Source organism: Moorena bouillonii PNG (genome assembly GCF_001942495.1).
GTDB classification, from domain to species: domain Bacteria; phylum Cyanobacteriota; class Cyanobacteriia; order Cyanobacteriales; family Coleofasciculaceae; genus Moorena; species Moorena bouillonii.
Map to the genome: position 1 here is coordinate 5,775,951 of NZ_MKZS01000001.1, position 13,609 is coordinate 5,789,559.

Annotated in this window: 10 protein-coding genes; 6 read left to right on the forward strand and 4 right to left on the reverse strand. The window is 43.8% G+C overall.

The window, feature by feature from the left end:
* On the reverse strand, positions 1 to 1,453 hold a 1,453-nt coding region (locus BJP37_RS23475; protein ID WP_143727760.1), incomplete at its 3' end, for a putative bifunctional diguanylate cyclase/phosphodiesterase.
* Positions 1,454 to 2,147: 694 nt separating this feature from the next.
* On the opposite strand from BJP37_RS23475, the gene BJP37_RS23480 reads away from it, so the two are divergent.
* From BJP37_RS23480 to BJP37_RS44365, 3 genes are read left to right on the forward strand one after another with little or no spacing between them, the layout of a single operon-like run.
* On the forward strand, positions 2,148 to 3,485 hold the full coding sequence (locus tag BJP37_RS23480) for an AAA-like domain-containing protein (protein ID WP_075902403.1): 1,338 nt from the start codon (positions 2,148 to 2,150) through the stop codon (positions 3,483 to 3,485).
* A 22-nt stretch (positions 3,486 to 3,507) separates the two neighbouring features.
* Positions 3,508 to 5,496 (forward strand): AAA-like domain-containing protein, encoded by a 1,989-nt coding sequence (locus tag BJP37_RS44360; protein ID WP_330359454.1) that lies wholly within the window; start codon positions 3,508 to 3,510, stop codon positions 5,494 to 5,496.
* Positions 5,435 to 7,165: a WD40 repeat domain-containing protein gene (locus tag BJP37_RS44365; RefSeq protein WP_330359455.1), complete on the forward strand. Its 1,731-nt coding sequence runs from the start codon at positions 5,435 to 5,437 to the stop codon at positions 7,163 to 7,165. The genes BJP37_RS44360 and BJP37_RS44365 overlap by 62 nt, the downstream gene beginning before the upstream one ends.
* 178 nt (positions 7,166 to 7,343) lie before the next feature.
* Here BJP37_RS44365 and BJP37_RS23490 read toward each other — a convergent pair whose 3' ends face one another.
* Positions 7,344 to 7,532, reverse strand: coding sequence for a hypothetical protein (locus tag BJP37_RS23490; RefSeq protein ID WP_075906396.1), 189 nt, complete (start codon positions 7,530 to 7,532; stop codon positions 7,344 to 7,346).
* A gap of 22 nt (positions 7,533 to 7,554) precedes the next feature.
* On the opposite strand from BJP37_RS23490, the gene BJP37_RS23495 reads away from it, so the two are divergent.
* Positions 7,555 to 8,187, forward strand: a complete 633-nt coding sequence (locus BJP37_RS23495) for a hypothetical protein (RefSeq protein ID WP_075902405.1) — start codon at positions 7,555 to 7,557, stop codon at positions 8,185 to 8,187.
* Here the strand turns inward: BJP37_RS23495 and BJP37_RS41465 are convergent.
* A complete protein-coding gene (locus tag BJP37_RS41465) occupies positions 8,125 to 8,277 on the reverse strand; it encodes a hypothetical protein (RefSeq protein WP_198954155.1) in 153 nt (50 codons plus the stop codon). The genes BJP37_RS23495 and BJP37_RS41465 overlap by 63 nt on opposite strands.
* A gap of 843 nt (positions 8,278 to 9,120) precedes the next feature.
* On the opposite strand from BJP37_RS41465, the gene ltrA reads away from it, so the two are divergent.
* Both ltrA and BJP37_RS23505 read left to right on the forward strand, forming a co-directional pair.
* Positions 9,121 to 10,875, forward strand: coding sequence for a group II intron reverse transcriptase/maturase (gene ltrA, locus BJP37_RS23500; protein WP_075902407.1), 1,755 nt, complete (start codon positions 9,121 to 9,123; stop codon positions 10,873 to 10,875).
* 102 nt (positions 10,876 to 10,977) lie between these two features.
* Positions 10,978 to 11,832, forward strand: a complete 855-nt coding sequence (locus BJP37_RS23505; RefSeq protein WP_269087129.1) for a DNA adenine methylase — start codon at positions 10,978 to 10,980, stop codon at positions 11,830 to 11,832.
* A 532-nt stretch (positions 11,833 to 12,364) separates the two neighbouring features.
* On the opposite strand, the gene BJP37_RS23510 is transcribed toward BJP37_RS23505, so the two are convergent.
* Positions 12,365 to 13,117, reverse strand: a complete 753-nt coding sequence (locus tag BJP37_RS23510) for a cysteine dioxygenase (protein WP_075906398.1) — start codon at positions 13,115 to 13,117, stop codon at positions 12,365 to 12,367.
* Between the last annotated feature and the right edge of the window lie 492 nt (positions 13,118 to 13,609).

A 13,609-nucleotide genomic window follows, 5' to 3' on the forward strand; every position in this document is an offset into this window, starting at 1 on the left:
GTTCCCGATTCCCGATTCCCGATTCCCGATTCCCGATTCCCGATTCCCGATTCCCTATCCCCATCTCCCCATCTCCCCATCTCCCCACACTTAGAGCTTCTAACCAGGCTTCAGTAGCTTCGGGATTTAAAGGCTTAGAAAACCAATACCCCTGTCCATATTGACAACGCCAATCACAAAGCTGTCCCAATTGCTTTTCGGTTTCCACTCCCTCTGCCACTACATGTATGCCGAAGTCGTTTGCCAACTTTACCATCCACCGCAAAATTTTCTCATGTTTGTGATTATCACTCATACCTTTGACAAAAGAGCGGTCAATTTTTAATATATCTATGGGAAAATTTGGCAAGTAACTGAAGCCAGAATAGCCAGTCCCAAAATCATCAATGCACAACTGAATCTGTCGCTGTTTGAGTTTCTCCAACAGAACTACTGTAGTGGTTTCCAGTAGTATACTTTCTGTAATCTCCAGTTTCAAACTCTGGGCATCAAGACCAGAATCCCACAAAATTGTGTCGATTTTCCCGATTAGATCCGGTTGGGATAATTGTAAGCTGGAGATGTTAACGCTGATCGTTAAATCCCGATAGTGGGGAAACTGTTGTTGCCACTGCCACATTTGTTGGCAAGCCTCTTGTAGTACCCACCAACCCAGTGGCACAATCAGCTTTGTTTCTTCTGCCACTGGAATGAACTCTGCTGGCAACAGCAGTCCCCGTTCGGGATGCTCCCAGCGCACCAGTGCCTCAAAGCCAGCCAGCTTATGGGTTTCAAGAGACACAATTGGCTGGTAATAAAGCCGCAATTCTTGGCGCTTAATACCCAAGCGTAAACTATCTTCTAACTGCAACCGCTCTACACTCCGGGTGCGCATGGCAGGGGTAAACAGCTGATAGCCAGTGTTACTCTCCATTTTGGCTCGATAAAGAGCTAGACTGGCGTTGTCAAGAAGAGCAGAGGCTTGGTAATCATCCCTGTCATTGCTAGCAATTCCAATATTGGCACTCAAAAAGATGTCATGGTCATCAATCGAAAAAGGCGTCCGCAGGCTAGCGCAAATCTGTTCTGCTACCAAGCTAGCTTCACTGATATCGTTAATGTCTTCGAGCAAGACCGCTAATTCATCTTCGGACCACCGCGCCACTGTATAGTTAATGGTATAGTTAATGGTAGAATTCAGAGCATAAGTCAAGCGAGTATCAAAAGCCTTTAGCAATTTTGCTCCCACTGGCCGTCCCATACTAAACTGAATGACTTTGAAACGTTCCAAACCCACCAATAAGACGGCGAATCGATAACCCTTATACCGCTTTGACCTCTGGATTACTTGCCTCAACCGTCTCCTAAAACTATCTGGGTTGAGCCAGGGAATCAGGAGGTCATTAAAGGTACAATCCTGAAACCTTTCTACAGGTTGCTGATCTTGCTGATCATTGTTACTTCTAGCGAACACCTATTTTCTCTATCACCCTGAATTAGCTCAATTGAGTTACTCATTGATAATTGAGCCAAAAAGGAAACCGGAAAGGCAAAAGCTGTGGTATAGTAAACGTTTTGCCATATTCTTTAAGCTCAATTTTGTTAATGGTTGTTAACGATGAACATCCTTCCTGATGGTTTTACTCAGCAAATCAATAACCATGTTTGGCATCATCCTAAGTTGCGGTTATACCGTTTAAATCAGAGGTGGGACTGTTGAATGTTGAGTGAATGTGGACGATAAACAAGCAACGGTCAACTGTCGAAAACCAAACTTCAATACAACGCTAGCCACCGTGGAACAGTACCATGGATCAGTTATGGAACATCTTAGTTAACCATTAATTAACCAAATATAACAAAATAGAGCATGGAGTAGGGGTAAATCCCATGCCCTATTGTTGGATGCCCACAATTACGAGGTAGTTTTAACTGTTACCCTTTAACCCGTATAGGTAGTTTTTAGATGGCTTAATTGCGTAAGCCTGGTTGACTAGGGAAGCTGATCCCCCTTGAAGTAGGTAGCCAGCGATCGCTTATTGATCGCTGGCTTGGCGTTAACCCTAAAGGACGATTTGCGATCCCTATGCTTAGGGTAAATCGGCAATGTGGCTTTGTCTGTGAGAAAAAGTAATAAATAATTATAATCAATTACATAATAAAAAGTAATGAGTGTTGAAGAAGCATTGGCGATGGTAGATACGGTCATCAAACCCGAACGCTTAAATGCTGTTCAAGAACTGGTGCTCCGCCAATGTTGGTCAGGACAAACTTATCAAGAGATTGCTGACGGTTCTGGTTACGATGCCGATTACATTCGGGTGGTTGGCTCCCGGTTGTGGCATATCCTCTCAGAGGTTTTTGGAGAGAAGATCACAAAAAATAACATTCGTTCTGTGATCAGGGACCGATTACGAGAGGTGGAGCTTGAGGAGTTGCCAGAGGTGGAGCTGGAATTACCTACAGAGATGGAATTGCCCAGAGGTGTGGTGCCTCTAAATTCTTCTTTTTATATCGAGCGTCCCCCCAATGACTCTTTATGTTACGAAACAGTGTTGCAGCCAGGAGCATTAATCCGAATTAAAGCCCCTAGACAGATGGGTAAAACCTCCCTGATGGTTAGGGTTCTCGATCATGCTAGAGCATCTGGCTTCCGCACAGTTGCTCTAAGCTTGCAGCAAGCCGATGCCAATGTCTTCACGGATTTAGAGCGATTTTTACAATGGTTCTGTGCCACAGTCACTCGTAGCCTAGAATTACCGAATCGACTGGCTGATTATTGGGATGATATCTTTGGCAGCAGTGGAAATACCACAGATTACTTCGAGAAGTATCTATTAAAAGAAATAGATACACCGGTGGTATTGGCATTAGATGAGGTTAACCTGTTGTTTAATTACCCTGCCATTGCCACGGATTTTTTGGGTTTGTTGCGAGCTTGGTATGAGAAAGCCAAATACGGTGTAACCGGTAGCACAATTTGGCAAAAATTGCGCTTAATTATTATACATTCTACTGACGTTTATATTACGTTACATATCCACCAATCCCCCTTTAATGTGGGATTATCCATTGAATTGCCAGAGTTTACTAACGCCCAAGTGCAAGAATTAGCCCGTCGCCACGGAATCGATTGGGGTAGTGATGATTCCAGCTTCGATCAGGTATCTTTAATTATGGCTAAAGTAGGAGGAAATCCTTGTCTTTTAAGGGTAGCGTTATATCATCTTAGGCGCGGTGACGTTACCTTTGAGGAGTTATTGAATTCAGCAGCAAGCGAATCGGGAATTTATCATGATGACCTTCGACGACAATGGTGGAATCTACAACACTATCCACAACTGGTTCCAGCCTATCGAAACGTAGTGATGTCATCCCAGCCAGTGGAATTAGAGCAAAAGCTAGCCTTTAAGTTGCAAAGTTTAGGATTAGTACAACTCCACAAACAGGGAGCTGTGCCTAGTTGTGATTTGTATCGTCAGTACTTTAGTACTTACCTGGGGTAAAACCCATGGATGCCTGTAACTTATGAAAAACCACAACTATCAAGTGGGCGGGAGTTTACCCCCTGATACCCTCTGCTATGTGCGCCGTAAAGCAGATCAGGATTTGTATCAGGCTCTGGTAGCAGGGGAGTTTTGCTATGTCCTTACCTCCAGGCAAATGGGTAAGTCTTCTTTGAGGGTGCAAACTACTCAGCGATTACAAGCAATAGGCATCCACTGTGGGATCGTTGATTTGACAGAAATTGGTACCCAAGATTTGACAGCAGACCAGTGGTATGCAAGTATCTTGCGCTGTCTGGTGAGCAGCTTCAACCTCCAGGTCAATTTACGGGCTTGGTGGCGCTCACGGTCTTATCTATCCCCAGTGAAGCGTCTTAGTGATTTTATTGAGGAGGTTCTACTGCCAGAGGTTGAGGGAAATTTGGTGATCTTTATTGATGAAATCGATAGCATTCTGGGTTTATCGTTCCCGATTGAAGATTTTTTTGCCCTAATCCGAGCCTGTTACAACAAGCGCACAGAAAACCAAGCCTACCAACGCCTCAGTTTTGTTTTGTTAGGGGTAGCCACTCCCTCGGATTTGATCGTAGATAAGCAACGGACTCCGTTTAATATCGGACGGGGGATTGAGTTATGTGGATTTACTCTGGAAGAAGCCAAACCCCTAGCGTTAGGTTTTAACGGAAGGGTTAGCAATCCCAAAGCCTTACTTAGGGAAATCCTGGCGTTTACGGGAGGACAGCCTTTACTGACTCAAAAGCTATGTCAGCTGATTCTAGAGGATATAGAGCATTGTACTAGACTTCTTTCAGAAGAGGGAACTTCGGATCCCGCAACAGGGAACAGTGGAGAAGAATTCACCCAAACGGTATCAAAAACAGTATCAAAAAACTACTTTGGCAAGAGGTGTACTGTCAATCCCACATCGATTGAGTACCTTGTGGGTAGGCGAATTATCGAGAATTGGGAAGTCCAAGATGAACCAGAGCATCTCAGGACTATAAGCGATCGCATTCTCAGCTATGAGCAACGGGCTGGGCGGTTATTAGGACTTTATCAGCAAATTCTGCAACTCGGAGCAGTAGCAGCAGATGACAGTTGGGAACAAATGGAATTGCTACTGTCGGGATTAGTGGTCAAGAGTCACGGCAAGGTTAGAGTCCGCAACCCCATTTATGCTACTGTTTTCAACTGTGATTGGGTCAGCAAGCAACTATCAAATCTTCGTCCCTATAACACAAGTCTTAGAGCTTGGTTCAATGGTGATTGTCAGGATGAATCGAGACTATTGCGAGGTCAAGCCTTACTCGATGCCCTAGCTTGGGCAGATGCCCGTAGCCTGAGTGACCAAGATTATCAGTTCTTATCCGCTAGCCAAGCCTTGGATAAACGGGAGGCTCAACGGGCTGAAGCCGCACGAACTAAAGCGGTGGCAATACAATTGACCAAAGAAAAAGAAATTTCCCGACTGCAAAAGCTCCTGCTGGCTACAGTGAGCACAGCATTTATAGTGTCCGCTAGTTTAGGTATGATGGCTTTCCGGGAGTACAAAAAAGCTGTCATTAACGAAATTAATGCGATCGCAAAATCCTCTGAAGCGTTCTATGCCTCCAATCGTAAGTTGGATGCCTTGATCTACGCCATCAAGGCTTGGAAGAAACTGCAACAGTTAGCTGGGGCAAAGGCAAATACCCAGACTCAAGAAGTTGAGAAAATGCTCTGGCGAATCATTTATGAGATTAAGGAGTACAATCGCTTCTCAGGACATCGGGCTGCGGTTTACGACCTGGTTTTTAGCCCAGATGGTGAGATGATTGCCTCGGCTAGTGGTGACAAGACCGTCAAACTCTGGCAGCGGGACGGCACTCTGTTAAACACCCTAGAAGGCCATGGCTCCCAAGTAAAGGGAGTGGCGTTTAGCCCGGATGGTGAGATGATTGCCTCGGCTAGTGCCGACAAGACTGTCAAACTTTGGCAGTCTTGTCGGCACTCTGCTAAACACCTTCACTAACCATAATGCTGGGTTTGAAGCAGTAGCCTTCAGCCGGGATGGTAAGCTAATCGCCTCCGCTAGTGAAGACAACACTGTCAAACTTTTGACCCTAGAAGGCAAGTTACATAAACTCCTGATAGGGCATAGTGCAGGAGTTGAAGGAATAGCGTTTAGCCCCGATGGTGAGATGATAGCTTCCGCCTCTGAAGACAATACTGTCAAACTCTGGACTAAAGAGGGCAGGTTGCTTAGAACCTTTATAGGCCATGGGAGTGGAGTTGAAGGAGTAGCGTTTAGCCCCGATGGTGAGATGATAGCTTCTGCCTCTGAAGACAACACTGTCAAACTCTGGACTATACAGGGCAAGTTGCTTAAAACCTTAACAGGACATCGGGACGAAGTTTATGGAGTTGCTTTTAGTCCCGATGGTAAGCTAATTGCCTCAGCTAGTGAGGATAATACCATTAAACTCTGGACAAAAGAGGGCAGGTTGCTCACTATCCTAGAAGGTCATCGGGATGAGGTCGAGGGAATCGCCTTCAGTCCTGATGGTAAGATAATTGCTTCGGCGAGTGAGGACAGTACCATTAAGCTGTGGAAACAAAACAGTACTTTGTACACAACCCTTAGTGGTCATTGGAATGGGGTAAGGGCAGTAGCATTCAGCCCCGATGGTCAGACAATTGCTTCAGGAAGTAGCGACAAAACTGTCAAACTCTGGCAACCAGACGGCACCTTAAAACTTACCCGAGATAATCATAGCGCTATAGTTAATGGAGTAGCATTCAGTCCCGATGGTGACATTATTGCTTCGGCAAGTAGTGACAAGAAAGTGAAACTCTGGGATAAACATGGTACCTTCTTAGCTACCCTAAATAATCATTCCGCTGGGGTTGAGGGAGTAGCATTCAGTCCCGATGGTCAGATAATTGCTTCAGCGTCTGAAGATAAAACCATTAAACTCTGGCAGCGGGATGGTAGCTTGCTAACCACCCTAGAAGGTCATAGCAATGAGGTGGAGGGAGTAGCGTTCAGTCCCAATGGTAAGATAATTGCTTCAGTGTCTGAAGATAAAACCATTAAACTGTGGCAGCGGGATAGTACCTGTACAGGGCTTGCAAAACCAACTCAAAACAGCAATTTACTACCGGAATGCTGGAGCAATAGTTTCTATACTCTCACAGGCCATGAGGATGAGGTGAAAACAGTAGCAATTAGCCCTGATGGTAAGTTCATTGCTTCCGGTAGTGAGGATAAGACAGTCAAAGTTTGGGAAGGGGACACTCAAGACTCGAATCTGACCAAACCAAAACTGCGACATACCCTGACAGGACACAGTGACCGGATTACGGGAGTGACCTTTAGACCCAATAGCACAATGATCGCGTCTGCCAGTGCTGACAAGACGGTGAAACTTTGGGATCACAATGGTAACTTGCTGAGTACCCTCACCGCACATCAGGATGAGGTAGAGGGAATCGCTTTCAGCCAAGATGGGAAAATCCTAGCCTCCGCTAGTGCTGATAGTAACGTGATTTTGTGGAATCTGGATCAAGTCCCCGATGATCTTGATCAAGTCCTAACTTATAGTTGTGATTGGCTCCAGGATTATTTGAAAACAAATGCTGAGCTAGAAAAACGCGATCGCACTCTTTGTGATCGGATTAAGGAATTGAAAAGGGAGTAGGGAGTAGGGAGTAGGGAGTCGGGAGTCGGGAGTCGGGAGCAGGGAGCAGGTAAGAGGCAAAAGGCAAAAGGCAAGAGGCAAGAGGCAAGAGGTGAAAAATATTGTGTACCTCATAGCTATGATAAACGCTATAATTATAACTTATCTAAATAATTAAACTTATATCATTTCAGGATAATTATCCTGTCTTGATGCAGTCGCTCATGGGGGAAACCCCCAAGACCGCGCTGCATCGCTTAATAAAAATCTCCCCATCTCCCCATCTCCCCATCTCACCATCTCCCCATCTCCCCATCTCCCCATCTCCCCATCTCCCCATCTCCCCATCTCCCCATCTCCCCATCTCCCCATCTCCCCATCTCCCCATCTCCCCACTCCCTATTTTAATGATGAACAAAATTCCCATCCTCCAACCTGGTAAATCTTATACCTTTAGAAGTTATTTTGAGATGGTGGTTGAGCCAGAAGACATTCTGGCTGAATTTGGCTATACCTTGAAGCGAAGCTCTTTGAATTTAGAAAAGTCTACAACAAAACTAGACCGAATTTCTAGTCTCAAATCCAGAATTGAAGAAAGCTTACCCTATGTTAGTTTAACCAGTGAAGCAGCTCGACGGGAATTACTAATCGCTCCCATTTTACTTGATTTAGTCTACTATACTCAAGCCCAGCTAAGAATCGAATATCCCCTCACTGTTACGGAATACTTAAAAGGTTATCTAGACTATTATCTTTATACCGATAGTCAACTATTGGTAGTAGAAGCAAAAAATGCTAATATCCCAAGAGGCTTTACCAAACTTGCGGTAGAATTAATTGCCCTCGATCTATGGAGTGACACTGAGCAATTGATTTTAGAGGGTGCTGTTTCTACAGGGGATATCTGGCAGTTTGGGCTTTTGCACCGAGAGCATAAACAAGTTACCCAAGACCTGAATTTGTACCGTGTTCCAGCTGATTTAGAAGAATTGTTCCGAATTTTGATAGCTGTTCTTGGTGATAGAGATGGGGGCAGGGAATAGGGCATAGGGAGTAGGGAGTCGGGAGCAGGGAGTAGGGAGTAGGGAGTAGGGAGTCGGGAGCAGGGAATAAAATTTAGATGTAACTGACACTTACTAATCAACGCTATTTTAGTTATTAAGATTAAGTAAAATTAGAAAGATTATTCAATAGCTTATTATTTCTAGTTATACCGTTTATAATAGTAATGAGGTAGACAGGATTTTTTTCCTTAATAAGGGAGACTTTCCGGACGGGTGATCCCTGTTCTTTATTCCCTACTCCCTGCTCCCTGCTCCCTGCTCCCTACTCCCTAAACAAATATATCTCACCCCATTGAAAACCCATAAAATACCATCTCCTGTGCTAAAATGGGCAGGTGGCAGTGCGACTCGTTGAGCTGAAACCCACGCCAGTGGGGGGATAGCTCGAATAGCAATAGCTATTTAACTGTGTGTTACATGTAGGTTCAAATCCTACAACCTAGATGTCAGGTTACTCCATATTCCTAGGCTCCGAGACTGAATATCAACGGGTCGAGTGCAAGGAATAAAAGCGGTGTCAATTCTAAGTCATCCATGAGCCAAACCGCAAGGGAGACCGAAAGGATAAGACAACGAACTGGTGATTGACGCATCGTCAGCCCAAGATTCAGGACAAGATGACTCATGTCCCGTATCGAATTAGAGACCATGGGTGAACAAGTCTTTCCGCGCTGGTTCAGACATCCCCCGTCTAATAGACAGTCTCTCGGTGTATAGCCAGTATCCAACCCGGTCAGACAATGGACACACGGAACGAGGTAATCAAGATAATTGCTCCTGTAAAAAAGGTAGGTATTCAACCGCAAGGGTTATCTTGACGAGACGATATCAGAAGCCAATGCCCTGGGGAAAGCCCAGGGATATGCTGACAGATATCCCTGAGACAACAAGAGTAGAACACGAGTAGCAGTTATGTCCAATACACACGAACCCGTGATGGTGGAATCGAATAACTGGAACTCTCTCAACTGGAAAACCATTGAGAGAGCAGTGTTCAAGCTGCAAAAGCGTATCTACAAAGCCTCCCAAAATGGGGACAAAGCCAAAGTTAGAAAGCTACAAAAACTACTTGCCAAATCAAAATCAGCGAAACTGCTAGCCATAAGGAAAGTAACTCAAGATAACAGAGGTAAAAGAACCGCCGGAATTGATGGGAAGAAGAGTCTTGACCCATCTCAAAGGTTAGCGCTTGCCAGATACCTAGAGTTGGACGGTAAGGCCAATCCTGTAAGAAGGATAATGATTCCTAAACCCGGAAAGAAGGAAAAAAGACCTCTAGGAATCCCAAATATGGAAGACAGAGCGAAACAGGCATTAGCCAAGATAGCTCTAGAACCAGAGTGGGAAGCCAAATTTGAGACAAATTCTTACGGATTCAGACCTGGGAGAAGCACAAAGGACGCAATAGCGGCCATATACTCAGACATCAACAAACAGGATTATTATGTCCTAGATGCTGATCTAGAAAAGTGCTTTGACCGTATAGACCATCAAAAACTGTTGGACAAAGTGGATACATATCCACAAATGCGAAGACAGTTAAAGGCTTGGTTGAAAGCAGGAGCCGTTGGAAAAGATGGGTTCATCAACACACCAGCAGGTACACCTCAAGGAGGAGTAATCTCGCCATTATTGGCAAATATCGCATTGCACGGTATGACCCAATTAATGAAAGAGGAATTTCCCCTAAGGTATATCACTAAAGCGTTAGGAAAAAAGTACAACCTACCCAGTGGGAGAACTCTAAGAACTCCCATAGTCCACAGATATGCAGATGATTTCATTATCCTGCACCAAAGTAAAGAGGTTGTACTGGAAGCCAAAGAGGCAATCCAAGAATGGCTAAAAGAAATTGGACTGAACCTAAAGGAATCTAAAACCTCAATAGCACACACCCTAGGAAAGGAAGGGACTTTGACAGGTTTTGACTACCTCGGGTTCAACATCCGACAATATGAGGTCAATGAGGTTAATAGCCGGAAGGATAGGACGGGTAAGAAATTAGGGTATAAAACACTAATCAAACCCAGTAAGGAATCCATAAATAGGCATATGGATGACCTGAAAATAACTATCAGAAAGCACAGAAACTCTGACCAAGCCACATTAATAGGAGACCTAAACGCTAAAATAACTGGATGGGCAAACCAATACAACTCAGTGGTTAGCTCCAGAATATTTGGACAAATTGACTATAAGCTATTCCACAAACTAGAAAGATGGGCTAAATATAGGTCTCCAAACATTGGAGCCAAAGAAGCCATGTCCAACTATTGGTGGATAGACAAAGGGGAAGGATGGACATTCAAAACCCCTGATGGAACAGCTACCTTGGTGAAACATAAAGACACCAAAATAAAAAGGGTAGTTAGACTAATAGGTCACAAATCCATATATGACGGAGACTGGCTATATTGGGCTGAAAGGCTTGCCAAATACCATGGGGTAAAACCCACAGTAAACAAACTGCTGAAAAAGCAGAAGGGAAAATGCGGTCTGTGCAATCAAAGGTTTAAGGCCGATGATATTTTTGAAGTAGACCACATCATCCCCCAAAGAGCAGGCGGTAGTAATAAGCTAGACAACAAACAGCTAGTCCATGCTCACTGTCACCATACCAAAATTCGGGAACACAGAACAATATATCCCCACAAAGGAGAGCAATAACAATGTTGCCAGGAGGAGCCGGATGATTGGGAACAGTCATGTCCGGTTCTGGAGGAGAGTTCTAGGGGGGAACCCCTAGTTCGACTCTAATAAACTCAGCTTCTGCCACAACTTCGAGAGAGATACTCCCCAAAGTTAAGTAAGGGAACTCTGACGACTTATATCGAACCATTCGTGGGAGGAGGTGCAGTTTTTTTCGATATTGTAAACAGTTTTGATATCCAGAAAGCATATCTATTTGATACCAATCCTGAGCTGATTATCCTTTATAAGGTTATCCAACAGGATGTTGAATCCCTGATCAAAGAACTGTTAAAGCTTAGTAATACATACCTGCCTAAAGATGATCAACGTCGGAAAGCATTATACTACGAATATCGTAACCAATATAACACCTTTAATAAACAAATCGATGCTAACGATTACGATCAAGATTGGAGCAAGCGGGCTGCCATAACAGTTTTTCTGAATAAAACCTGCTTTAACGGTCTGTATCGGGTCAATAGCAAAGGAGAATTTAATGTGCCAGTGGGACGATACAAAAATCCTAAAATTCTGAATGCCAATAATCTGCGAGCTGTCTCCAAGCTATTCCAAATTGCTGAAATAGAACAAAGGGACTTTAGTCAAGTCCTGGAATATGCTGATCATAGCACCTTTATTTACTATGATCCTCCCTATCGTCCGATCAGCAAAACCTCCAATTTCAATTCCTATCACTCCCTGGAATTTGATGATAATGAGCAGCGTCGTTTACGGGATGTGTTTGTGAAAGCTGATCAGGCAGGAGCCCATCAAATGCTCAGCAATTCTGATCCAACTAACTATGTTAATGATTTGTTTTTCGATGACTTATATCAAGGGTTTACTATTGAGCGAATATTGGCATCCCGTAGAATAAACTCTAAAGGAAATAGCAGAGGAGAAATTAGGGAAATTATTGTTACTAACTATTGACTGATTGTTGAAGTCTGGAGTCGGGATTTGGGAGCAGGTAGTAGACAATAGGTAACAATGCTAAAAATTAATTATTATCGCTTTAATTGCATGCTTATGATAGCAGGGTAGGAGGTAAAAATCAGATCAGGGTAATAGGATTTTACGTTTTTTATTATAACTGAATAATATCCAATTTAAAGGCCAAACAGCTTACGTTTTTTATTAAAAATACTTATGATTAATTTAATCATATATAAACTCTATCATCATTATACACGCGGTTGTTTGTCAAGTACAACTTATACCAAAGTAGAGGCGATTACCCTGATTATTGCGTTTAAAGTGAACGGATTTGTGAATCATCCCAAAAATATCAAAGGGTGCATCTCATATTTTTAAAAAAGAAGGAAAGTTTGGAACCCGGGCGGTGGAGTTTTATTATAATTGTTCCCTAATTTAAAAAGTGAGATGCACCCCATCTCAAACCTAGTGATAGACTGGCTTTACAATTTTTGGAGAAGTCTATTAGCAATTACCAATTATCTTTAGTTTACTTGAGCTGTGACATTTGCTTGTCTAACACAGCTAATTTTGAGCGAAGTAGAGGATTGTCCTGTACTGCAAGGATTCGACAGATGCGATCGCGCATCTTTTCGTGGTGTCTGAGAGTAGTGTTAGCATCTGCTTGTAAGCCATAGTGCCGCTCTTTAATTTCTGCCTCTGGCAAGCAAAATAACGCTGCTCCATCCGTTCGTTGAATGCTGCCTTCAAACAGGTCAAAGATTCGTGAGTTGCTAGTGATGGAGTCGTTGGGGTTTTCGCCTCCGTATACATGAAGGCTCAAAAAGGCGAATTTTCCGGGGTTGCCCATCTGGTGAATCATATCTTCAGCTACCGCCTTTACCTGTGCTGAGCTAAACTCCAGCCGCTTCTGGGTTTGCAGCACTCCATCTGTTAAGGTATACATGTAGTCTTCCGCCTCGCCAAAACACTGTACTGCTCCCCATTGGCTTGCGCCGTGGTCATGAATCGTGGTGTAGTCTCCTGGAGCCCAAGACAATACCATAATTTCAAAGGAACCGCCGTGGTAAATTAGCTTTCGACCGTAGCTGTCGGTGATGGGATGATCAAAGTCAGCCCATCCCATCAAGTCTTCCGGTGAGATGCGTGCATCCAAAATGCACTCACGAGCAATTGTCGGTACCATTGCCGACTGATTTTTGATATTGCTAATTAAGCGCTGGATACTCTCGGGAAAACTTTGCTCCGATGAAGTCGCGTTTGCCTGAATAACCTGAATCATTTTTACATCCTCTAATTTTTGAATAAACTTGGTTGTTAGCCAAATTAGTTTAGAGCCTGCATTCCGCAGGTTGGAGGAAAGAACTATGGTATTGTTTAAGCATGACACCAATAGCATCTCCAATTAGAATACAATATCTTGACCACTGCTGCATAGTAGCTGGTATCGTTGACCACATGATCTTATAAAATATTTTGAGGAAAAGGCAAAAAGCAAAAGGCAACAAGCAACAGATAAAAAATACAAGTCTCAAACATAAAAAAAAGCCGTAGACATAATGTCCACGGCTTTTTCAATGCCACAGTAAGTGGATTGAAATTTTGATCTCAGTCAGATCCCAAACCTAACCTGATGTGATGTTATTTGATTGGCCAAAGGTCACCCTACGCGACCAGACCGGAGCTTTTCCCAGGGGGGGAAAACCCCCCATAAATTTAGCGATGCAGCGCGGTCTTGGGGGTTTCCCCCATGAGCGACTGCATCAAGACAAAG